Here is a 22,635-nt window from a genome sequence, read left to right as displayed (position 1 = left end):
GCGCGTGGGCCTGATCGACCGCTACCTGGCACGGGAGATCCTCCTCCCGTTCGCCGCGGCGCTGCTGTTCCTGACGCAGATCCTGCTCGCCACGCAGATCCTGGGGCAGGCCGACGTCCTGTTCGGCTCCGGCGTGTCGCTGGTGGACGTCGGGCTGGTGATGCTGTCCCTCATGCCGCACCTGCTCGGCTACGTGATCCCGGTGGCGTTCCTGCTGGGCGTGGTGCTGGGCGTCGGGCGGCTGGCGGAGGACCGCGAGGTGGTGGCGCTCGGCGCGGCGGGGCTCTCGCCGGTGCGCCTGGTGCGCGTGCCGCTGCTGCTCGGCCTGGTGGTGGCGGCGCTGGGCGCCTGGCTCTCGCTCTCGGTCGAGCCTGCCAGCATCCGGGCCGCGCGCCTGCGGCTCAACGACGTGGTGAAGCGCAACGTCACGAACGACGTCCGCGGCGGCACGTTCTACGACCAGATCCCCGGCTACACCATCTACACGGAGCGCGCCCGCGGGGGCCGCTGGGAGAACGTGCTCATCCAGGACCGCTCCAACCCGGACGCGCCCATGCTGGCGCTCTCGCGCCGCGGCCGCCTCGAGCCGGTCGGCGCGGGCCAGGACATGCGGCTGGTGCTGGAGCAGGGCGAGGTGCACCGCGAGGAGGTCGGCACCGCCGACTACGCCTCGGCCGCGTTCGGCAAGGCCGAGCTGCTGGTCGGGCTGGGCACCGCGCTCAGCGATCGCAACGTGCTCGCGAAGTCGAGCCGCGAGGCGACCGTGTCCGACCTGCGCGCCCGCGCCGCCGCCGCGCGCGAGAAGGGCGACGTGGTGGAGGAACGCCGGCAGGAGGGCTACCTCCACCGCAAGCTCTCCGCGCCGCTCGTGGTCGTCGCGTTCGCGCTGCTCGGCGTGCCGCTCGGCGCGGAGCGCCGCGGCGGCCGCGCGTTCGGCATGGGCGCCACCTTCCTGCTGGTGGTGGTGCACTACCTGCTGCTGCGCGGCGGCGAGGTGCTCACGCAGCTCGGCCACCTCCCGGCGGCGTTCGCGCTGCAGCTCCCGAACCTGGTGCTGGGCGCGGCCGGGGTGGCGCTGGTCCTGCTCATGGCGCGGCGCGGGCCCGAGGCGGTGCGGTGATCCTGTTCCGCTACGTCGCGCGGCGCATGCTCGGCGCGTTCCTGGTGGCCCTGGCCGGCGTGGTCGGCATCTACCTGGCCGTGGACTTCGTGGACAACGCCGCCGCGTACACCGGCGCCGGCTGGCTGCCCGCGGTGCTGCAGCTCTACGCGTACAAGGCCGCCGGCGTCGTGTACATGGTGGCCCCGGCCGCGCTGATCCTGGGCGCGGGCATCGCCACGTCCATGTTCCGCCAGACCCGCGAGTACACCGCCATGCGCGCGGTGGGGCTGGGCCCGTGGCGGCTGGCGGTCCCGGTGCTGGCGGTGACGCTGCTCGCCGGCGGCGTGCTGGTGGTGCTGAACGACGTGGTGGGCGTGCAGGCGGCGGAGCGCGCCGAGGAGATCACCGCGCACCGCTTCGCGCGCGGCGGCAACCTTCGCCGGTTCCTGGCGGCGCGGGAGCCGAAGCGCTGGTTCCGCGGCGTGGACGGAAAGCGCGTGTACCACCTGCGCGGCAACCTGCCCGACGGCGGCTTCGAGCGCGTCACCGTGTACGAGCTCTCCGAGGCGTTCACGCTGGCGCGGCGGATCGACGCCGCGCGGATGCACCCGGACGGCCGGGCCTGGATCCTGGAGGACGTCGAGGACCGGACGTTCCGGCCGGACGGGTCGATGGCGCTGGAGCGGGCGGAGCGCAAGCGGTACGCGTTCGACGAGCCGCCCGACGCGTTCGCCGTCATCGCGGGCAAGCCCGACCAGATGCGCTGGAGCACGCTCATCCGGCAGATCGGGATCCGCAAGCGGCTGGGCCAGCCGGTGACCGAGTTCCAGCTCGAGCGCTACGACCGGCTCGCGTACCCGTTCGCCGGCATCCCCGGCGCGCTGCTGGCGCTCGCGCTCGCGCTCCGGCGCGACCGCAAGGGGCACCTCTCCGCGGCGCTCCTCGAGGCGGTGGGCGTGACGCTCCTGTTCTGGGGCATGCAGGGCGTGAGCTCGGCGCTCGGCCTCTCGGGGCGCGTGGCCCCGTGGGTCGCCTCCTGGGCGCCGAACGTGGTGTTCCTGGCGCTCGGCGCGATCGCGGTGCACCGGGCGCGGTGACCCGCCCGGCGCCGCCGCCCCCAAACACCCCGCTCGCGCCCGGCCGCCCGGCGCCCCACCTTGCGCCCGAGTGCGCCCGGCGGAAGCGGTGGTCGTTCACGCGCAGGGAGGGCGGGCCGACGCGGCCCGCGCGGCGCTGGTGCGCCTGGCCTGGGCCGGCGCGGCGCTGACCGCGGCCTCGCTGCCGGTCTCCATCGCCGGCATGCAGATCGGCGCGGGGGTCGCGCTGGGGGCGCTCCTCCTGCGGCGCCTCGCCGGCGGGCGCGGGCCCCCGGTCCCGGCGCCCGGCGCGCAGGTGGCGCTCGCGACGGTGGTGCTGCTCGGCGCCGCGCTGGCGTCGATCGCGATCGCGGCGCTGGCCGGCGCCGGGGCGGGCCGCCTCGATCACGTCCTCTACGCGCGGGGCCTCGCGGTGCCGCTCGTGTTCCTGCTCGCGATCGAGCGCGGGGATCCCGGCGAGGATCCCGAGGCGCCGCGCCGCCGGGCGCTCGCGCTGGTGGTGGCGTGGGCGGTGGCGGCGCTCGTGCCCGCGTCGATCGCGTGGGCGCAGCACCGGACCGGCTTCGACCTGCTCCACGCGCTCGGCCTGCGCGACGCGCCGCTCCGCGCGAAGCTCTACACCGGGGTCGGCCCGCTCGACGTCCCCACCGGGCGCTACGGGGCGGTCGGCCTGTTCAGCTGGTACACGCGGCTGGCGCTCTCGCTCACGCCGCTCGCCGCGCTCGCGGCCGCGCTCGCGCTGCTCGCGCCGCTGCGCCGGCGGACCCGGATCGCGCTCGCGCTCGGCGCCGGGGGCGCCGCCTGGGCCGTCGTGCTCACCACCTCGCGCGCGGCCTGGGCCGGCCTCGTCGTGGCCGCGGTGGTGCTGGCGCTCTCGGCGGGGCGGAGCGTCCGGCGCGTGGCGCTGCCGCTCACCCTCGCCGCGTCGGTGGCGGCCGGCTGCGCCGTCCCCGACCTGCGCGTGCGGCTGGAGCGGGCCTTCTCCGCCGACACCAACGCCGACCGGGCCGCCATCTGGCGCGCCTGCCGGGCGGTGATCGCCGACCACCCGCTCACCGGGGTCGGCTACAAGGCGCTCCCCCAGGTGGGCCGGCGCTACTACGAGACCTACAGCGCCGACACCCCGGTCCGCTCGTGGTGCCACGACACGCCGCTGTCGGCCTGGGCGGAGGGCGGCCCGCTGCTCGCGGGCGCGGTGCTGGCCTGGGTGGCGCTGCTGGTGCGCGCGTTCCTGCGCGCCCGCCGGGCCGGCGACCCCCTCGCCCGGGCCGCCGCGGCCGGGGCGCTGGCGGCGCTCGCCGCACTGACCGTGAACGCGCTGGTGCACGACGTGCTGTGGGCGATGGAGCCGCTGTACGCGAACGGGTTCCTGCTCGCGGCGGCCGCGGTGCTGGCGCGGCCGCGCTCCGCGGGGGCGTCCCGCGCGCGGCCCGTGCTGCGGGCCGTCCCCTGAGCCCGGACGCGCGACCGCGCGGGGCAGGCGGGTGCCCGGGCGAGCGATCGACGCCTACGTTCCCTCGGACGTGACCGCGCTCTCTCCCTCCGCCTCGACGACCCGCCCCGCCGCGCCCCCCGCGGCGCCCGCGCTGGCGCGCGCCGCCGCCGACGTCTGGCGCTTCCGCGAGCTGCTCGCGCTGCTGGTGCTGCGCGACCTCAAGGTCCGCTACAAGCGCAGCGTCCTCGGGATGATCTGGACGCTGCTCAACCCGCTGCTCCAGATGGTCGTCTACACCCTGGTGTTCTCGACCATCCTGCGGATCGGCGTCCCCGACTACCCGCTGTTCGTCCTGTGCGGGCTGCTCCCGTGGTCCCTGCTCGCGGTGGGGACCACCGGCGCCTCCACGGCGCTCGTCGGGAACCAGTCGCTCATCCGGAAGGTGGCCGTGCCGCAGGCGGTGTACCCGCTCGCGGTGGTGGGCTCGAAGCTCGCCGACGCGCTGCTCTCGATCCCGGCGCTGGCGCTGCTGGCGTTCGCCACCGGCCGGCCGCCCGGCGCGAGCTGGGCCTGGCTCCCGCTCGCGCTCGCCTGCGCGGCCGCGTTCACGGCGGGGCTGGCGCTGCTGCTCTCGTCGGCGACGGTGTTCTTCCGCGACCTGCGCCACCTCGTCGAGCTGCTGTTCCAGGTCTGGTTCTACGTGACGCCGGTGTTCTACCCGGCGAGCTTCCTCGAGCAGCTCCCGGTGCCCGCCCTGCGCGCCGTGCTCGCCGCGAACCCCGCCGCGCCCATCGTGCGGCTCTTCCAGGAGAGCGTGTACGAGGGCCGCAGCCCGGCCGCCTCCACCGTCGCGTTCGCGATGCTGGCGGCGCTCGTCTCGCTCGCGGTCGGCGGCGCGGTGTTCACCCGCTGCGAGCACGGCCACATCCACCACCTCTGACATGACCGGGACCATCACCTTCGAGGACGTGGGGATGTGCTACCGCCTGCACCGGGAGCGGGTGCGCTCGTTCAAGGAGGCGGTGCTGGGCGGCTTCCGGCACCTGCGCGAGGCGGACGAGCTGTGGGCGCTGCGCGGCGTGAGCTTCGAGGTGCGCCCGGGCGAGGCGGTGGGGCTGGTCGGCGCGAACGGCTCGGGGAAGAGCACGCTCCTCAAGCTCGCGGCCGGCGTGCTGCGCCCGACCGAGGGCCGGGTGCGGGTGGAGGGGCGGGTGGCGCCCATCATCGAGCTCGCCGCCGGCTTCGACCCCGAGCTCTCCGGCCGCGACAACGTGTTCCTGAACGGCGCGCTGATGGGCCGGGCCCGGCGCGACATGGCGCGGCGGCTGGAGCGGATCTTCGCGTTCGCCGAGCTGGAGGGCTTCGAGGACGTGCCGGTGAAGAACTACAGCTCCGGCATGTACGCGCGGCTCGGGTTCGCCATCGCGGTGGACGTCGAGCCGGAGATCCTGGTGGTGGACGAGGTGCTGGCGGTGGGCGACGAGCGCTTCCAGGCGCGCTGCCTGGAGCGGATCCGCGCGCTGCTCGCGGGCGGGACCACGCTGTTCCTCGTCTCGCACCAGATGGACCAGGTGGCGGCGGTGTGCCGGCGGGTGCTGCTCCTGCACCGGGGCGGCGTGTGCCACGACGGCGCGCCGGCCGACGCGATCCGGCGCTACCGGGAGCTGCAGGGCTTCACGCCGCCGCCGGTGGCGCGGACCGGCTGAGCGGAGGGCGTGTGGGCGAGGCGGTGCTCGCGGCGGCGGGCGGGGCCGAGCGCGCGCGGCGCGCGGGGGCGGCGCTCGGCCGCCGCGCGGCGGGCGCGGCGGCGGCCGCGGCCGGGCTCGCGCTGGCGGCGGCGGCGCTCTCGGCGGTGGCGCTCCACAACGGCTTCCCGCTGGTCTACTCCGACACCGGCACCTACCTCGAGTCGGCGCGGGTGCTCCAGCCCAACCCCGACCGCCCCATCGTCTACGGCCTGGTGGCGCGCGCCGTCGCGCTGGGGCGCTGGCCGTGGCTGGTGGTGGCGGCGCAGGCGCTGCTCCTCGCGGCGCTCCTCCGCGCCGCGTTCCGCGCCGCCGGCGCCCCGCGGCCGGGCGCCTGGGCCGCCCTGGCCGCGGCCGTCCTCGCCGCGGCCACCAGCGCCGGCGTCACCGCCGGCCACCTGCTCCCCGACGTGCTGGCGCCGGGCGCGCTGCTCGCGCTGGCGCTCCTGCTGGGCGAGCGGGCCGGCCCCGGGGCGCGGGCGGGCGCCTGGGGGGTGGTCGCGCTCGCGGTCGCGTCGCACGCCTCGCTCCTGCCCATCGGCGCGCTGGTCTGCGCGGGCGCGCTCGCGGTGGCGCTGCGGAGGGCGCCCGGGCGCCTCGCCCGCGCCGGCCGCGTCGCGGTGGCCGCCCTCGCCGTCGCCGCCGGCGCCGCAGGGCTCGCGGCGCTGAACCGCCACCTCGGCGCGGGCCTCGCGCTCGTGCCGGCCTCCCCGGTGTTCCTGGCCGGCCGCATGGCCGAGACCGGGCTCCTGCACGAGGTCCTGGCGGCACGCTGCCCGCAGGCCGGCTGGCGGCTGTGCCGGTGGCGCGCGCGCGTGCCGCACGACATCGACCAGTTCGTGTGGCGGCCGGACAGCCCGTTCTACCGGATCGGCGGCTTCTCGCCCGAGGGCATCGCCGAGTGCCGGAGCATCGTGCGGGCCTCGCTCTCGGAGCCCCGGTGGCTGGCCCGCCAGGCGGTGGACGCGGTGCGCGGCGGCGCCGAGCAGCTGGTGCGCTTCGACCTGCGCTGGGTGGACTCGGCGGAGGCGGCCGGCGGCTGGTCGCACCAGATGCTGGCGCGGAGCTTCCCGGCGCAGCTCGCGGCCTACGACGCGGGCCGGCAGCGGCGCGGGACGCTCGACCTCGGCGGCCTGGAGCGGGCCGAGCGGGTGACGGTCGCGGTCGGCGCGCTCGCCGCGGCCGCGCTGCTCCTGCGCCGGCCGCGCGACCGGCGCGGCGCGGACGCGCGGGCGCTCGCGGCGGTGCTGCTCGCGGGCGTGGTGGCGAACGCGGCGGTGTGCGGGGCGCTCTCCTCGCCCAACGGGCGCTACCAGTCGCGCGTCGCGTTCCTGGTGCCGCTCGCGGCGCTGCTGCTCGCGGCGGCGCGGACCGGCCGGAGCGGGGAGGAGGCGCCATGGCCGCCCACGCCGTGAACTCGCCCGCGTACTGGGAGGCGCGCTTCGCCACGGGCGACTGGGACGCCCACGGCGGGCCGGCCCAGGCGCGGTTCTTCGCCGAGGTGGGCCTGTCGCTCCTCGCGCCCGAGGTCGTCGAGGACCTGCGCGCCCGCCGGGCCACGGTCTGCGACCTCGGCTGCGGCGAGGGGGAGGGGACCGCCGCGCTCGCGGCCGGGCTCGGGCTGCCGGTGGCGGGCGCGGACGTGTCCGCCGCGGCCGTCGCGGCCGCGCGGCGCCGCCACCCCGGCCTCGCGTTCGAGCGCGCCGACGGCGTGCCGCCCGCCGAGGTGGACGCGCTGTTCACCTCGAACACGCTGGAGCACTTCCGCGACCCCTGGGGCGCGCTGGCGGCGGCGCTCGGCCGGGTGCGGCGCTGGGCCGTCCTGCTCGTGCCGTTCGAGGAGCGGGACCGCATCCCCGAGCACGAGGCCACGTTCGAGTGGGAGAGCTTCCCGGCCGAGGTGGCGGGCTTCGATCTCTGGGATCTCCGCGCCGAGGACGTGTCGGGGCGGCCCGGCTCGCGCTGGCCGGGCGCGCAGGCGCTGGCGGTGTACGCGCGCCGCGGCGCCCCGGACCTGCCGCCGCGCCCCGCGCCGGCGGTGGCGGCGCTCGCCGCGCGCGCCGCCGCGCTCGCCGGGGTGAACCGGGCGCTCGCGGCGGAGCGGGACGCCTGGCGGGCGGAGCGCGACGCGCTCGCGGCGGCGCTGGCCCGGGCCGAGGGCTGGCTCTCCGGCGAGGCGGGCGCGCTCGCCGCGGCGCTCGAGGCGGCCCGCGCGCCGCGCGGCTACGCGGCGGGCCGGCTGCTCGGCGCGCTCCGGCGCGCGCCGGGGGACGTCGTCCGCGGCTCGCTGCGGGGCGCGCGGGCGCGGTGGCGCGCGGGGGTGGACGAGGACGGCCGGTCCTGCGCCGCCGCCGCCGCGGACGCCCTGGGCGCGCCCGACCCGCTCCGCGACGGCGCCGCGGCCGCCCGCGCGCTCGCGGCCGGGCCAGGGGCGCCGCCGCCCTCGTCCGACCCGCCCTACCGCGCCCACGTGCGGGCGCTGGCGGAGCGCGCCGTCGCCCCGGGGCCGCCGCGCTCGCGCTCGGGGGACGCCCTCCGCGCGCTCGCCGCCCGCGCCTGCGGCGCGCCGGCCGCGGTGGTGTTCCCGCCGCTGCTCCCCTGGACGTTCCTGCGGCAGCGGCCGCAGCAGCTCGCCCGGGCGCTCGCCCGCCGCGGCTGCGCGGTGGTGTTCTGCACCCCGGACCCGGCCCGCGACGAGGTGGACGGGCTGCGCGAGCTGGAGCCCGGGCTGTTCCTCGCCTCCGACCTGCGCCTGGCCGGCGAGCTGGAGCGGCCTGTGCTCTGGCTGATGTGGCCGCAGCACCGCGTCCACGCGGCGCTCCTGCGCCGGCCGCGCCTGGTCTACGACTGCGTGGACCACGCCTCGCTCGACCCGCTGCACGGGCCGGCCATGGAGGCGGATCGCGCCGCCCTCGCGCGCGACGCGGAGCTCGTGCTCGCGACCGCGCCCCGGCTCGCGGCGGGGCTGCGCCCGCTGCGCGAGGACGTGCGGCTCGTGCCGAACGCGGTGGCGCCGGAGGACTTCGCACTCCCGCCCGGCGCGCCGGTGCCGGAGGACCTCGCCGCCGTGCTCGCCGAGGGCCGGCCGGTGGTCGGGTACATGGGCGCGTTCGCGCCCTGGATCGACTGGGCGCTCCTGAACGCGGTGACCGCGCGCGCGCCGGACCTCTCCTTCGTGCTGCTCGGGGCGGACTACGGCGGCGCGCTCGCCCGGCTCGCGCGGCGGCCCAACGTGCACGTGCTGGGCGAGAAGCCGCACCCGGCGCTGGCCGGGTACGCCTGCCGCCTGGACGCGGCGGTGATCCCGTTCGTGCTGGACGAGGTCACCCGCGCCGCCTCGCCGGTGAAGCTCCACGAGTACCTCGCGGCCGGCGCCCCCGTGGTCTCGACGCCCATCGACGCCTGCCTCGGCGAGCCGGCGGTCGCTGTCGCCGAGGGGCCGGACGCGTTCCTGGCCGCGCTGCGGGGCGCCCTGGGCCGGCGGGACGACCCCGCGCACCGCGCGCTCCGCGAGCAGGCCGTCGCCGCGAACACCTGGCGCGCGCGCGCCGAGCAGGTGCTGCGGGCGCTCGGCGCGCCGCCCTGACGACGCTCGCGTCGATCCCTCCGCTCGGGGTTCAGGCGGTGAGGTCGAGGCCGGGCGTGCACGGGCTCACCCCGAGCGGATCTCTAGCTCCGCTCACCCCGAGCCTGTCGAGGGGCGAGCGGAGGTCACCGCGGCGCCGGCTTGCGCGCGCGGCGCCAGGCGTCCTCGAACGCGTCGGCGTACGCGCGCGCCATGGTGGCGACGTCCAGCTCGCCGAGCACGCGCGCCCGCCCCGCCGCCGCCCGCGCCCGCCACGCGTCGCGGTGCAGCGCCACCTCGCGCATCGCCTCGGCGAGCGCAGCGAGGTTCGCCTCCGGGTAGCTGCGGGCCAGCGCGCGCAGCTCGGCGAGGTCGAGCGTCGCCAGGCGCGGGTACGGGTTGGGCAGCACCAGGCCGATGCCGCCGCGCACCACCTCCCGGGCCGAGCCGACGTCGGTGAGCACGAGCGGCACCCCGTGGTACATCGCCTCCATCACCGCCACGCTCCAGCCCTCCACCAGCGAAGGCTGCACCAGGCAGTCGGCGATCCGGAGCAGCCCCGCCACCTCGGCCCGGCCCGCCCGGTGGACGAGGTGCACCCGGTCGTCGAGGCCCGCCCGCCGGATGGCCGCGGCCACCTCGGCGGCGTAGCCGGCGTCGGCCGGCGCGCCCGCCAGCACCAGGTGCGCGCGCGGGAGCCCGCCGGCGATCCGGCGGAACGCCTCGACCGTCACGCCCTGCAGCTTCTCTCGCGCGAACCGCCCCACCTGCACGAACGCCACGTCGCCCTCGCCGATCCCGAGCGCCGCGCGCGAGGCGGGCGGGGCGTCGAGGCCGCGCGGGTCGAGGCCGTTCGGGATGACGCGCACCCGGCGCGCGTCCACCCCGAAGACCTCCTCGACGTAGCGCTCGACCGGCGTCGAGACCGCCACGACGAGGTCCATCGCGCGCAGCGCCGCCGCCCGGCGCGCCCGCTCCGCGCCCTCCATCCACACGTAGGCGTTGTGCGCGGTGTACACGCCGGCGAGCCCGCGCCGGCCCAGGTCGCCGGCGCCGGCCACGCTGTAGTGGAGGCTCATGACCTGCAGCTTCCGCTCCTCCGCCGCGCGCGCCAGCCGCCGCTCGTCCCCGCCGGTGATCACGAGGTCCACCCCGGCGTCGCGCAGCCGCGCGCCGATGGCCCCGGGCGCGCGCGCGTGCACGAGCACCGTGGCGCGGACCCGCTCGCGCGGGAGGTTGAGCGCCAGGTCGGCCACGACCTGCTCCAGGCCGCCGCGGTCGAGCCCCTCCGCCTGGAGCCCCACCCGCAGCGGCGACGCGACCGGGTAGACGCGCGCCGGCGGGTGCCGCGGCGCGGGCACGCGGCGCTTCTCGAACAGGCGGTAGGCGGCGACGCGCGCGAGCAGCGGCGCGGCGGCGGACGGGTCGAGCAGGAACGCCCGCTCCGGGAACCAGCGGCTCGCGAGCGCCTGCGCCCCGGGCTCGCGGGTGAGGAGCAGGTCGTACGGGGCGAGCGCCTCGCGCTCCAGCGCGTCGAGCGGCCCGTCCACCACGCACACCCGCAGCACGTCCGGCCGGCGCGCGGCCTCCGCCACCGCGGGGTCGTCGCGCCGGGAGAGCAGGTGGGCCGACACGTCGCACGGCTCGCCCGGCCCGGCCAGCCGCACGCCGGGGACCGCCAGGCCGGTGCAGCGCCAGGCCGGCGGCGCGGCCAGGGCCGCCAGCCGCGCCTCGTGGCGGGCGCGCAGCCGGTCCACCGCGTCGGCGATGCGCAGCGCCCGCGCCCGGGCGTTCAGGCTGTTCTCGTGGACGCGGTACCGGTACAGCACCTCGTCCACGTGCCCGATGCCGAACAGCGCGTGCATCCGCAGCCAGTAGTCGTAGTCCTCGCCGCCGAAGGTGTCCTCGGCGTACGGGCCGAGCAGGCGGGCCGCGTCGCGCCGGTACAGGAAGCTCGCGCCGATGAAGTTGTCGCCGCTCCGGAGCAGGTTCTCGGTGGTGACCTCGCGCGGCAGGCGCATGCGGCTCGGGTCCCGCGGATCCTGGTCCTGCGGCCGGAAGGCGGGGTCGCGGAGCGGCCGGCCCTCGCCGTCGATGGCCTGGTAGTCCGAGTAGACCATGGCGAGGTCGGGCCGGGCGCGGAGCCGGGCCAGCAGCACCTCGAGCTGGTTCGGCAGCAGCAGGTTGTCGGCGGACGTCCAGGTGAACCACTCGCCGGTCGCGACGGCGAAGCCGCTGTTCAGCGCCGAGGGGAGCTTCTGGTTGGGCTGCGTGAGCACCACCACCCGCGGGTGATCGGCGTAGCGGTCCAGCACCCGCTCGACGCCGTCGCGCGAGCCGTCGTTCACCACGATGAGCTCGAGGTCGCGGTGGGTCTGGGCGAGCACGCTCTCGATGGCGGCCGGCAGCAGGTCGGCCTGGTCGAACACCGGCAGGACCACGCTCACGCGCCCGCGGTGGCCGAGCGTCATCCCGGCGAGCGGCCCCGCGCCGCCCGCCGCCGGGAGCCGGGCCGGCGCGCGCTCCGGCCCGGCCGCCCCGAGCCGCGCCCGCACGCTCCGGCGCAGCGCGCGGGCCGCCCGGCGCGCCCAGGCCGCGGCCGGCACGGCGTCGCGCACGCGGTAGTACACGAGCGCCGCGCGCCAGGCGCGGCTCGCCTCCACGTCGTGGAGCGCGCCCTCGACCGCCCGGAGGCGCTCCTCCAGCGCCTCGGCGCGCCGGCGCTCGCGCTCGGCGACCGCGCGCGCCGCGGCGAGCGCCGCGGGGAGGCGGTCCGGTTCCGGTTCGGGGGCGTCCGGATCGGGGAGGGTGTCTGGCTCGCGGGGCTCGCGCTCGAGGGCGATGGGCACGTGGAAAGCTAGGGGGCGGGCGCACGCGTGGCCAGCGCACGGCGCCCCGGCGGCGCCGGGCCGGCGGGGGCGGATCGATGTCCCGGTGATGGCCTCCCGGGCGCGGCGCCGCGGGAGGGCTCCCCGGCGCGATAAGGTGGCGCGATGGACGTTGCGGGGGACGAGGCCGGCGGCACGGCGGGGGCGCGCGACCGCGTCGCCGATCGCGCCGCGGGGCGCGCGGTCGCCCTGGGCGCGATCGCCCTGCTCGTGGCCGGCGCGCTCGAGGCGTGGGCGGTGCTGGGCGGCCTGGAGCCGGCCCGCTTCTGGGACACCCCGTCGTACCTCCACGACGCGGGTCACCTCGCGCGCGGCGAGCTCCCGCCGCTGGGCCTGCGCATGCCGGGCTACCCCGCGTTCGTCGCGCTCGTGGGAGGGCGCGGGCCCGACCTCGGGCGGGTCGCCGGCGCGCAGGCGGCGCTGTGGGTCGCGAGCGTCGTGCTCGCGTACGCGCTGGTCCGCCGGCTCACCGGCAGCCTGGCCGCCGCGCTCGCCGCGGGGCTCGCCGCGCTGTCCTTCGTGGACCTGCTGTTCATGGCCGTGACCATCTACTCCGAGACGCTCTGCCTGGCGCTGGTGTGCGGCGCCGCGCTCGCCACCGTCGCGGCGTTCGGCGGCAGGACGCGGGCGGCGGTCGCCGGCGCGGGGCTGCTGTGGGCCGCGGCCGCGCTGGTGCGCCCCATCTTCCTCGCCTCCGCCGGCGTGTACCTCCTGGCGGCGCTGCTCCTCGCGGCGCGGCGCGCGCTCGCGCGGCGCGACGTGGCGCTCGCGTGGGCGGCGGTCGCGGCCGTCGTGCTGGCGATGGCGTCGCTGAACCTCGCCCGCGCCGGCCGGTTCGAGTTCTCCCCCGGCGCGGGCCTCTCCCTGCTCAACCACGTCGGCCACCCGGCGGTGTACCGCCACCTGCCGCCCGATCAGGCCCCGATCCGCGAGGTGTACGAGCGGCTCGCCGCCGAGCAGGGGCGGGAGTGGATCGGGTGGTGGCGCGCCGTGGGGCCGCTCGCGCAGGTGGTCGCGCCCGAGCTGGCCGAGGCGGCCGGGCGGCTCGAGGTGACCGCGGCGGAGCCGGTCGCCGAGCGCGTCGCGCTGCGCGCGCTCGCGGCGGTGCCGGGCGGCTGGCTGCGCGTGTGGGCGGACGCGGCGGAGCAGCTCCTCGGGCGCTTCGCGCTGCAGCTGGGCTGGAGCGCCCGGCCCGACGGCCCGCCGCAGTGGCCCCCGGGGGCCTGGCAGCACCGCGCCGCGCGCGACGCGGAGGCCGCGTGGCGGGTGGGGATGCCGTGGCTCTCCGCGGCCGCGCTGCTCCTGCCGCCGCTCGCGCTCTGGCTTCGCGCGCGCCGCCGCCGCCGCGGGGACGACGTACCCGGACCTGCCGGGGCCGGCGCGGCGCTCGCGACGCTGTGGGCGATCGCGGGGGTGAACGCGGGGCTCAGCCCGGCCCTCGAACCCTGGGCGGGGCAGATGCGCTACCGCTTCCCCATCCAGCACCTGCTGCTGGGGCTGGCGATCGGCGCGGCAGTGCTCGCGGCGCGCGCCCTGCGCCCCGCCCGCGGGCTTGCCGGCGCGGGGTCGCCCGCGCCCGGCGCCGGCGCCGCCCGACGCACGTGACGGTGCGTGAAGCGCGGCCGCGGGCATCCGGGCCCCCGGCGGCCCGGAGCCTTGTCGCGCGCCCGGGGTGCACGCAGATCCTCCGCGAGACGGCGGCGCTCGGTGCGACCCGGGGGCACGCGTGCGCGGGACGCCGTCCGGGGAGCGTGGATGGCGCAGGCGGTGGCAGCGGCGATCGAGTGGGGCCTGTTCGCCCTGATGGCGTACACGTTCGCGGTGGCGCTGGCGGGCTTCCTCCCGCGCCGCGCGCCCGCGCCCGCGCCGCCCCGCCACCGCTTCCTGGTGCTCGTCCCCGCCCACGACGAGGCGGCGGTGGTGGCGCACGCGGTGGGCGCGGCGCTCCGGCAGGATCACCCGCGGTCGATGTTCCGCGTGGTGGTGGTGGCGGACAACTGCTCGGACGACACCGCGGCCCGGGCCCGCGCCGCCGGCGCCGACGCGGTGCTGGAGCGGCACGACCCCCGCAACCTCGGCAAGGGGCACGCGCTCGCCTGGGCCCGCGAGCGCGCGCTGGCGCTCTACCCGGCGGACGCGGTGTGCGTGTTCGACGCCGACAACGTCATGGCGCCGGGCTTCCTCTCCGCCATGGACGCCCGCCTCTCCGCCGGCGCCCGCGTCCTCCAGGGCACCATCGAGGCGAAGAACCCGGACGACAGCTGGGTGACGCAGGCGAGCGCGCTCCAGCACGCGGTCGCGGCCCGCCTGTTCGAGCGCTCGCGCGCGCGGCTCGGCTTCTCCGCGCTCCTGAACGGCACCGGCTACTGCGTCCGCACCGACGTGCTGCGCGCCTGGCCGCCCGACCCCGCCTGCCTCACCGACGACCGCGAGCTGCAGCTCCGGCTGCTCCGCGCCGGCGTGCGGGTGGAGTGGGCCCCGGAGGCGGTCACCTACGACGAGAAGCCGGCCACGCTCGCCGCCTCGTGGCGCCAGCGCGTCCGCTGGGCGCGCGGCCACCTCGACGTGGCCCGCCGCCACACGCTGCCGCTGCTCTGGCGCGCGCTCCGGCACCGCGACCTCGCGGCGCTGGACGGCGCGGTGGCCTGCCTGCAGCCGTCGAGGTCGGCGGTGGCGATGCTCGCGGGCGCGGGGGTCGCGGCGCGCGTGGCGGCCGCGGCGCTGGGCCACCCGGCGGGCCCCCCGCACGTCCCGCTCGGCGCCTGGCTGCCGCTGCTCGCGTGCCCGGTGGCGTTCCCGGTGGCGGCGCTCGCCGCGGAGCGCGTGCCGGCGCGGGTGGCGCTCCGCTACGGGTACACGCTGCTCCTGCAGGCCGCCTGGGCGCCCCTGCTGGTGGCGGGGCTGCTGCGGCGGCGGGACCGGCGCTGGGGCGCGACGCGCCACACCCGGAGCATCTCGGTCGAGGCGAGGCTCGCGGCCGGCACGGCCGCCGGATCGACCGGCCCCCGCGGCACGGTGGCCGGGCCGCGGCCAGGCGGGGAGCGCGTCGCGTGAGCCCGGACGGTGCGCCCGCGTGCCCGGGGCCGCGCCGCGGCCAGGGCTGCGCCCCGCGGCCGGGCTTCCGGGCGGGCGCGCGCATCGCGACGTTGGTGGCACCGGCGGCACCCGCCGGGCGGGATCACACACGGTGAAGGCATGCTGAAGGAGCGGGCAGGGGCGGTCTCCGCGGGGCTGCGCGCGCTCGACCTGGCGCTCGTGGCGGCCGCGTTCGGGCTCGCCCTCGCGCTCCGCGCGGCGGTGGACGTCCCGGCGGTGCCCCCGCTGCTCCCCGCGGGCCGGCACCTCGCCTGGCTCGCGGTGGCGCTCGCGCTCTGGCCGGCCGCGGCCGGGGCCGCCGGGGTGTACGGGCAGTACCGCACCCGCTCGCGCCGCGAGGAGATCCTCCGGCTGGCGCGCGCGGTCGGGCTGCTGGCGCTGGGCGTGGCGGCGGCGAGCTTCCTCGGGCGCGACCGCGACCTCTCGCGCCTGCTGCTCCTCGGCTGGAACGGGATCGCGCTGGTGCTGCTGGCCGGCAGCCGCGTGGCGGTCCGCACCCTGGCGCACGAGGCCCGGCGCCGCGGGCACAACACGCGCGCGTTCGCGGTGGTGGGCAGCGGGCCGATGGCCCGGGCCATGCGGCAGCGGCTGCTGGCGCGGCCGGAGTGGGGCTTCACGTTCGCGGGCTTCGTCCTCGAGGAGGGCGCGCCGCGGCGGGGCATCCCGGGGCCGGTGCTCGGCCGCGTGGACGAGCTCGCGGCGGTGCTGGAGCGGTACGTGGTGGACCTGGTGGTGTTCGCCGTCCCGCGCGACCGGCTGCCGGGGATGGAGGCCGCGGTGGCGGCCTGCCAGGAGCAGGGCGTGGTGGCGAAGATCGGCCTCGAGCCGTTCCCGCCGCGCCACGGCCGGCTCACGGTGGAGGACCTCGACGGCATCCCGGTGCTCTCCTACGCCTCGGCGCCGCAGGACGCGCTGCCGCTGCTCGCGAAGCGGGCCATCGACGTGGTGGCGAGCGCGCTCGCGCTCGTCGTCCTCTCGCCGCTGCTCGCCGCCGTGGCGCTGGCGGTGCGCCTCGACTCGCCCGGCCCGGTGCTGTTCCGGCAGCGGCGGGTCGGGCTGTCCGGCCGCACCTTCACGCTCTACAAGTTCCGCTCCATGCGCGCCGGCGCCGAGGCGGAGCAGGCGCGGCTCGCCGATCGCAACGAGATGGACGGCCCGGTGTTCAAGCTGCGCGACGATCCGCGCGTCACGCGGGTGGGGAAGGTGCTCCGCCGCACCTCGCTCGACGAGCTGCCCCAGCTCTGGAACGTGCTCCGGGGCGAGATGAGCCTGGTGGGCCCGCGCCCGCCGCTGCCGGACGAGGTCCGGCGCTACGAGCGCTGGCAGCGGCGCCGCCTGTCGGTGAAGCCCGGGCTCACCTGCACCTGGCAGGTGTCCGGCCGGTCCGAGGTCGGCTTCGGGCGCTGGATGCAGCTCGACCTCGACTACATCGACCGGTGGTCGCTCTGGCAGGACGTGCGGATCGTGCTGCGCACCATCCCGGCGGTGCTGCTCGGGCGCGGCGCGCGGTAGAGTCCGCGCATGGACGCCCACCTCGAGGCGCGGATCGCGGCGGCCGCCGCCGTGCTGCGCGCCGGCGGCATCGTGGTCTATCCCACCGAGACGTTCTACGGGCTCGGCGCGCTCGCCTCCGACGGCGCCGCGCTCGCCCGGCTCGCCGCCGCGAAGCTGAGGCCCGAGGGCAAGCCCCTGCCGCTCGTCGCGGCCGACCGGGAGCAGGTGGACCGGGTGGCGTCGCTGGAGGGCGCGGCGGCGCGGCTGGCCGGGCGCCTCTGGCCGGGGCCGCTCACGCTGGTGCTCCCGGCGCGGCCGGGCCTCTCCGAGGCCATCACCGCCGGGTCCGGCACGGTCGGGGTGCGGATCCCCGGGTCGGAGGTGGCGCGCGCGCTGGCGCGCATGGCCGGCGGGGCGCTGGTCTCCACCTCGGCGAACCTCTCCGGCGGGCCGCCGCCGGACCGGGTCGAGGCGCTCGACGCCGCCCTCCGCGCCGCCGTGGACCACGTGCTCGACGCCGGCCCGACGCCCGGGGGGCTCCCGAGCACCGTGGTGGCGGTCGCCGGCGAGGAGCTGCGGGTGGTCCGGCCCGGCGCCGTGTCCATCGAGCAGGTGACCGCGGCGCTCGCCGGCCCCACCGGCGCCTTGCACCGTACGGGGCCGTGATCTACGGTCCGGGGCCCCATGGCCGAGATCGTCCCGTTTCGCGGCGTCCGCTACGCCGCCACCCGCGGCCGGGCCCTCGGCCAGCTGCTGGCCCCGCCCTACGATCTCGTCTCGCTGGAGCAGCGCGACGAGCTGCTGCGCCGCAGCCCCGAGAACATCGCCCACGTCGCCATGGGCGAGGAGCGCGCCGGGGACGGGCCGGGCTCGAACAAGTACACGCGCGCCGCCGAGACCTGGGCCGGCTGGATGCAGAACGGCGTGCTGCGGCGCGACCCCGCGCCGGCGCTGTACGCGCTCGAGCAGGCGTTCTGGGCGCCCGACGGGCGGCAGGCGCGGCGCCGCGGCTTCCTGGCGGCGGTGCGGCTGCACGAGTTCTCCGAGGGCGTCATCGTCCCGCACGAGAAGACGCTCACCGCGCCCCGCGCCGACCGCCTCGAGATCCTGAAGGCGGTCCGGGCCAACCTCTCCCCCATCATCGGCCTGTACCGGGACGAGGACCGGACCACCTCTCGCGCGCTGGAGGCGGTCACCGCCGGCGAGCTGGTGGCCGAGACCGACTCCGACGACGGCGTGCACCACCGGCTCTGGCGCGCCGAGCAGCCGGAGGTGGTGGCGGCGCTCCAGCAGGCCGTGGCCGACAAGCGGATCTTCATCGCCGACGGCCACCACCGGTACGTCTCCGGGCTCGCCTACCGCAAGCTGGTGGAGGCGCAGCGGCCCGGGCTGCCGCCCGACGCGGGGCACAACTACATCCTCATGTTCCTGTGCCCGATGAGCGACCCGGGCCTGATGCTGTTCCCGACGCACCGGCTCGTGTTCGGGCTGAAGGACTTCTCGGTGGCGCGGCTCACCGGCGCGCTCGAGCGCTACTTCCGGATCGAGACGCTGCCGGAGGACATCCGCCGCCCGGCCGGCCGCGCCTGGGCCATCGCCAAGCTCTCCGAGCACTTCGGCAAGTCGTCCTCGTTCCTGATGGTCACCGCCGAGGACCAGAAGGCGCGCGTGCTCACGCTGCGCGACGAGGCGGACCTGGAGGAGGCGGAGCTCCCGCGCAACGAGACGCTCCGCGCGCTCGACGTCACCGTGCTCCACTCGGTGGTGCTGCAGCACGTGCTCGGGCTCTCGGCCAGCGCCCAGGAGAACCAGGAGAGCCTCACCTACGTCCGCGACGCGGGCGAGGCGGTGAACCGGGTGCTCTCCGGCGAGCACCAGGTCGGCTTCTTGGTCAACCCGACGCCCATGTGGCAGGTGGAGGCGGTGGGCGACGCGGGCGAGACCATGCCGCAGAAGAGCACCTACTTCTACCCGCGGCTGCAGAGCGGGCTGGTGATGCGCGAGGTCTTCGAGCCCGGCACGCCGTCGCCGTAGGCCCGGCCGCCGGGTGGTGCCGGGAGCCGGGGCGGACCCCCGGGGCACTCGGCCGCCTTTCCCGGCGGCCCCGACTGCGCTAGAAAACGGCCCATGCCTTTCCCTCAGCACCGCCCCCGCCGCATGCGCCGCACCGAGGCCCTCCGGAGCCTGGTGCGCGAGACCACCCTCGCCCCCCAGCACCTGGTGTGGCCGCTCTTCGTGCTCCCCGGCGCGAAGGTGCGGAACCCGGTGAAGAGCATGCCGGGCGTGTTCCAGCTCTCGGTGGACGAGCTGGTGGCCGAGGTCCAGCAGGGCTGGGAGGCGGGCGTCCGCTCGGTCATCCTGTTCGGGATCCCCGCGCACAAGGATCCGCAGGGCACCGAGGCGTACGCCGACGACGGGATCGTCCCGCAGGCCATCCGGGCGCTGAAGGAGAAGGTGCCCGGGATGGTGGTGATGACCGACGTGTGCATGTGCGAGTACACCGACCACGGGCACTGCGGCATCCTCAAGGCGTCGAAGGCCGGCGGCCCGGGCAACGAGCTGCAGGTGGACAACGACCTCACGCTGCCGCTCCTCGCCAAGGAGGCGCTCGCCCACGCGCGCGCCGGCGCCGACATCGTGGCGCCCTCGGACATGATGGACGGCCGCGTGGCGGCGATCCGCGCCGAGCTGGACGGCGCCGGCTACCAGGACGTGCCCATCCTGTCCTACGCGGCGAAGTTCGCGGGCGCGTTCTACGGCCCGTTCCGCGACGCGGCGGAGAGCGCGCCGGTGGAGGGCCCGGGCATCCCCAAGGACCGCAAGGGCTACCAGATGGACCCCGCCAACTGGCGCGAGGCGCTCCGCGAGGTGGAGCTCGACGTCGCCGAGGGCGCGGACATGATCATGGTGAAGCCGGCCGTCCCGTACCTCGACATCGTCCGCCAGGTGCGCGACCGCTTCGACCTGCCCACCGCCGCGTACCACGTGTCCGGCGAGTACGCGATGATCAAGGCCGCCGCCGAGCGCGGCTGGATCGACGAGGACCGGGTGGTGCTCGAGACGCTGCTCTGCTGCCGGCGCGCCGGCGCGGACCTCGTGCTCACCTACTACGCGAAGCACGCGGCCCAGCTCCTCTCCGGGAAGAAGCGGTGACCGTGCTCCGGCCCGTGCCCCAGCCCGCCGCGTACAAGGTCGTCGAGGTCTCGCCGGTGTCCGACGAGACGCTCGAGCGCGCCCTGAACGAGCGGACGGGGGAGGGCTGGAGCTTCGAGTCGCTGCACTTCGTGACGCGCGACGGCTCGCACCGCCCCGCGCTCGCGTACCTGTTCTTCGTCCGCGGCGAGCCGCCCGGGGAGCCCTGACGGATGCGCGAGGCGCGGCGAGAGGGGAGCCCGTATCCCAAGGCGGACCTGACGCTCCGGGGCCTGTCCCGGCTCGCCGACCTCACCATCGCGTTCGCGCTCGCGCAGGTCTCGCCGCAGATCGGGCCGATCCTCTCGGCGTTCTACCTGCTCGTCGCCGACGGGCTCATGCAGGGCCAGTCGATCGGCAAGAAGGTCTTCGGCGTGCGCACCGTGGTGGTCCCGCGCCGCGCCCCCGCCGGCTACCACGAGTCGATGCTGCGCAACGCGCCGTTCGCGCTCGTGGCGGTGTTCTGGTCCGTGCCGCTGCTCTGGCCGGTGTTCTTCGTGGCCGGGGTGCCCATCGTGGCGTTCGAGGCGTACATGATCGTCTCGGACCGGCTCGGCATCCGCATCGGCGACATCTTCGCGGACACGCAGGTGGTGGACGGGAAGGTGCTCGCCAAGGACGACGCCGTCGTCCGCGACCTCACGCACGCCGCGCCGGCTCCGCCGAGCCCGCCGGCGAGCGCCACGCGCCAGCGCGCGGCCGCATGAAGCCTCCACCAGCCAGCGCCGTCCTGCCTCGAGCCCCGCGTCCCCACGGGCCGGGAGAGGTCTCCCCATGCGCATCGCCCTGACGCACAACCTCCGGATCTCCGACTCCGAGGAGGAGGCCGAGTTCGACACCCGCGAGACGGTGGACGCGCTCGCCGGCGCAATCGAGCGGCTCGGCCACCGGGTCGAGCGCATCGAGGTCTCCGGTCCGGCCTCGCGCACCGTGACGCGCCTCGAGGCGTTCGGGCCGGACCTCATCTTCAACACCGCCGAGGGCCGCCGCGGGCGCTTCCGCGAGGCGTTCTTCCCGGCGCTGTTCGACGAGCTGGGCATGCCGTACACCGGCTCCGACGCGTACGCGCTCGCGGTCACGCTCGACAAGCAGCTCACCAAGCTCGTGCTCGCGCAGAAGGGGGTCCGGACGCCGCGCTGGCAGTACGTCGAGGAGCCCTGGCAGCTGCAGGTGAACGCGCTGCGCTACCCGGTCATCGTGAAGCCGAACTTCGAGGGCAGCTCGAAGGGCATCACCCAGGACTCGGTGGTGGACGACCCCGTGCGCCTGCACGAGGTGGTGCAGGACGGGCTGGCGCGCTATCCCGCGGGCCTGCTGGTGGAGGAGTTCGTGGTCGGGCGCGACCTGACCGTCCCGTTCCTGGAGGCGGCCGCGCCGGACCGGCACGGCGTGCTCCAGCCGGTCGAGTACGTCATCGACCCCGCCGTCACCGCCGGGCGCAAGTACGCCATCTACGACTACGAGCTGAAGACGAAGCTCGACAAGGCGGTGTCGGTGCGGGCGCCCGCCAAGGTGAAGCGCGCGCAGGCCGAGCGCATCCAGCAGCTCTGCGAGACCGTCTACCGCGAGCTCGGCATCCGCGACCTCGGGCGCATCGACCTGCGCCTGGGCGACGACGGCGAGCTGTACTTCCTCGAGATCAACGCGCTGCCCTCGCTGGAGCCCGGGGCCGGCATCTACGCGGCCGCGGCGCTGGAGGGGCTGCACGAGGACGCCGTGCTCGGGGCGGTCATCCAGAGCGCGGTGCAGCGCTGGAACATCGTGGACAAGAGCGCCCGGCGCGGGCGGCCGCGGCGCACCGAGCGGCTCAAGGTCGGCTTCAGCTTCAACGTGAAGCGCGTCACCCCCGACCCCGGCGGCGAGCAGGACGAGGAGGCGGAGTACGACTCGCCGAAGACGCTGCAGGCCATCCGCGAGGCCATCGCGAGCTGGGGCCACGAGGTGGTGGACCTGGAGGCGACGCAGGACCTGCCGCTGCAGCTCGCCTCCACCCCGGTGGACGTGGTGTTCAACATCGCCGAGGGGTTCAAGGGGCGCAGCCGCGAGTCGCAGGTGCCGTCGCTGCTCGAGCTGCTCGACATCCCGTACACCGGCTCGGATCCGTCGGCGCTCTCGGTCTCGCTCGACAAGGCGCTCGCGAAGCGGATGGTGCGCACCCACGGGATCCTCACCCCCGACTACCTGGTGCTGAACACCGGCAACGAGCGGCTGCCGCGCGAGCTGACGTTCCCGCTCATCGTGAAGCCGGTGGCGGAGGGAACGTCGAAGGGCGTCACCCGCAAGTCGGTGGTGCGCGACGAGCTCGAGCTGCGCGAGGTGGCCCGCGAGCTCATCGCGAAGTACCGGCAGCCGGCGCTGGCGGAGGGCTACGTCTCCGGCCGCGAGTTCACCGTCGGCCTGCTGGGCGAGCGGCGGCCCCGCGTGCTCCCGCCCATGGAGATCGTGTTCCTCGACGCGAAGGACCCGACGCCCATCTACTCGTTCGAGATGAAGCAGGACTGGAGCGAGCGGATCCGGTACGAGGTGCCGGCGAAGCTCTCGCCGCGCGAGCTGGACCGGCTGGAGAAGGCGGCGCGCGAGTGCTTCACCGCGCTCGGCTGCCGGGACGTGGCGCGGCTCGACTTCCGCATGGACGCCGAGGGGCGGATCCACTTCATCGAGTGCAACCCGCTCCCCGGCCTCGCGCCGGGCTGGTCGGACCTCGTGCTCATCGCGCAGGCCGCCGGCATGGACTACCGCGGGCTCATCGGCGAGATCCTCTCGTTCGCCATCCGGCGCTACCAGGAGCGGGAGCGCGAGCGCGAGCGGGCCCGGCGGGCGCAGGCCGCCGCCGAGCGGGAGGCGCAGGCCTCGGCGCCGGCGAACGGCGCGCCGGGCGGGGAGTCGCCGGCCGGCGGGAACGGCGGGGCAGGCGGCGAGGCCGGCGAGCGGCGGCCGCAGGCGCCGCACCGGCACTGAGCCGGCGCCGCGCCCCGGCGGGAGCCCCACGGCCGGACCGGCCGTCCGCGCCAGGACGGGATT

17 protein-coding genes are annotated in these 22,635 nt (G+C 77.3%); 16 read left to right on the top strand and 1 reads right to left on the bottom strand.

All coding sequences use genetic code 11. The features are described from left to right. Positions 1 to 4 precede the first annotated feature (4 nt). From ADEH_RS12740 to ADEH_RS12710, 7 genes are all read left to right on the top strand, one after another. Positions 5 to 1,120 (top strand): LptF/LptG family permease, encoded by a 1,116-nt coding sequence (locus ADEH_RS12740; RefSeq protein WP_011421517.1) that lies wholly within the window; start codon positions 5 to 7, stop codon positions 1,118 to 1,120. After that, entirely contained in the window at positions 1,117 to 2,199 is a 1,083-nt protein-coding gene (locus ADEH_RS12735) for an LptF/LptG family permease (protein WP_011421516.1), read from the top strand. Before ADEH_RS12740 ends, ADEH_RS12735 begins: the two co-directional genes overlap by 4 nt. A 70-nt stretch (positions 2,200 to 2,269) precedes the next feature. Continuing rightward, positions 2,270 to 3,652 carry an O-antigen ligase family protein gene (locus ADEH_RS12730; RefSeq protein ID WP_011421515.1) on the top strand — a complete coding sequence of 461 codons (1,383 nt, stop codon included), beginning with the start codon at positions 2,270 to 2,272 and terminating at the stop codon, positions 3,650 to 3,652. A 70-nt stretch (positions 3,653 to 3,722) separates the two neighbouring features. Then, complete coding sequence (locus tag ADEH_RS12725) at positions 3,723 to 4,574, top strand: ABC transporter permease (protein WP_011421514.1); 852 nt, start codon at positions 3,723 to 3,725, stop codon at positions 4,572 to 4,574. A gap of 1 nt (position 4,575) precedes the next feature. Next, positions 4,576 to 5,340 (top strand): ABC transporter ATP-binding protein, encoded by a 765-nt coding sequence (locus ADEH_RS12720; RefSeq protein ID WP_011421513.1) that lies wholly within the window; start codon positions 4,576 to 4,578, stop codon positions 5,338 to 5,340. 11 nt (positions 5,341 to 5,351) lie between these two features. Beyond that, positions 5,352 to 6,794 (top strand): hypothetical protein, encoded by a 1,443-nt coding sequence (locus ADEH_RS12715; RefSeq protein WP_011421512.1) that lies wholly within the window; start codon positions 5,352 to 5,354, stop codon positions 6,792 to 6,794. After that, positions 6,776 to 8,965: a glycosyltransferase gene (locus tag ADEH_RS12710; RefSeq protein ID WP_011421511.1), complete on the top strand. Its 2,190-nt coding sequence runs from the start codon at positions 6,776 to 6,778 to the stop codon at positions 8,963 to 8,965. The genes ADEH_RS12715 and ADEH_RS12710 overlap by 19 nt, the downstream gene beginning before the upstream one ends. 125 nt (positions 8,966 to 9,090) lie before the next feature. On the opposite strand, the gene ADEH_RS12705 is transcribed toward ADEH_RS12710, so the two are convergent. Continuing rightward, entirely contained in the window at positions 9,091 to 11,793 is a 2,703-nt protein-coding gene (locus ADEH_RS12705; RefSeq protein ID WP_041453521.1) for a glycosyltransferase, read from the bottom strand. A 144-nt stretch (positions 11,794 to 11,937) separates the two neighbouring features. Between ADEH_RS12705 and ADEH_RS12700 the strand changes: the two genes are divergently transcribed. From ADEH_RS12700 to ADEH_RS12660, 9 genes are all read left to right on the top strand, one after another. Beyond that, positions 11,938 to 13,437, top strand: a complete 1,500-nt coding sequence (locus ADEH_RS12700) for a hypothetical protein (RefSeq protein ID WP_011421509.1) — start codon at positions 11,938 to 11,940, stop codon at positions 13,435 to 13,437. Between the two features lie 150 nt (positions 13,438 to 13,587). Further along, positions 13,588 to 14,886: a glycosyltransferase family 2 protein gene (locus ADEH_RS12695; RefSeq protein ID WP_011421508.1), complete on the top strand. Its 1,299-nt coding sequence runs from the start codon at positions 13,588 to 13,590 to the stop codon at positions 14,884 to 14,886. Between the two features lie 141 nt (positions 14,887 to 15,027). Then, positions 15,028 to 16,440, top strand: coding sequence for a sugar transferase (locus tag ADEH_RS12690; RefSeq protein ID WP_011421507.1), 1,413 nt, complete (start codon positions 15,028 to 15,030; stop codon positions 16,438 to 16,440). A gap of 9 nt (positions 16,441 to 16,449) precedes the next feature. Then, positions 16,450 to 17,088, top strand: coding sequence for an L-threonylcarbamoyladenylate synthase (locus ADEH_RS12685; protein ID WP_011421506.1), 639 nt, complete (start codon positions 16,450 to 16,452; stop codon positions 17,086 to 17,088). A gap of 18 nt (positions 17,089 to 17,106) precedes the next feature. Next, entirely contained in the window at positions 17,107 to 18,456 is a 1,350-nt protein-coding gene (locus ADEH_RS12680) for a DUF1015 domain-containing protein (RefSeq protein WP_011421505.1), read from the top strand. 93 nt (positions 18,457 to 18,549) lie between these two features. Next, the gene (gene hemB / locus ADEH_RS12675) at positions 18,550 to 19,575 is read left to right on the top strand and encodes a porphobilinogen synthase (RefSeq protein WP_011421504.1); all 1,026 of its coding nucleotides are present in this window, start codon (positions 18,550 to 18,552) and stop codon (positions 19,573 to 19,575) included. 2 nt (positions 19,576 to 19,577) lie between these two features. Then, positions 19,578 to 19,784: a DUF4177 domain-containing protein gene (locus tag ADEH_RS12670; protein ID WP_232287272.1), complete on the top strand. Its 207-nt coding sequence runs from the start codon at positions 19,578 to 19,580 to the stop codon at positions 19,782 to 19,784. Positions 19,785 to 19,787: 3 nt separating this feature from the next. Further along, positions 19,788 to 20,321: an RDD family protein gene (locus ADEH_RS12665; protein WP_011421502.1), complete on the top strand. Its 534-nt coding sequence runs from the start codon at positions 19,788 to 19,790 to the stop codon at positions 20,319 to 20,321. Positions 20,322 to 20,388: 67 nt separating this feature from the next. Then, the gene (locus tag ADEH_RS12660) at positions 20,389 to 22,572 is read left to right on the top strand and encodes a D-alanine--D-alanine ligase family protein (RefSeq protein ID WP_011421501.1); all 2,184 of its coding nucleotides are present in this window, start codon (positions 20,389 to 20,391) and stop codon (positions 22,570 to 22,572) included. The last annotated feature ends 63 nt before the right edge of the window (positions 22,573 to 22,635 follow it).

This window comes from Anaeromyxobacter dehalogenans 2CP-C, from assembly GCF_000013385.1.
Lineage (GTDB): Bacteria > Myxococcota > Myxococcia > Myxococcales > Anaeromyxobacteraceae > Anaeromyxobacter > Anaeromyxobacter dehalogenans_B.
Note: the sequence above shows the minus strand (reverse complement) of the source record. Positions and strands in the feature narration are given on the sequence as shown.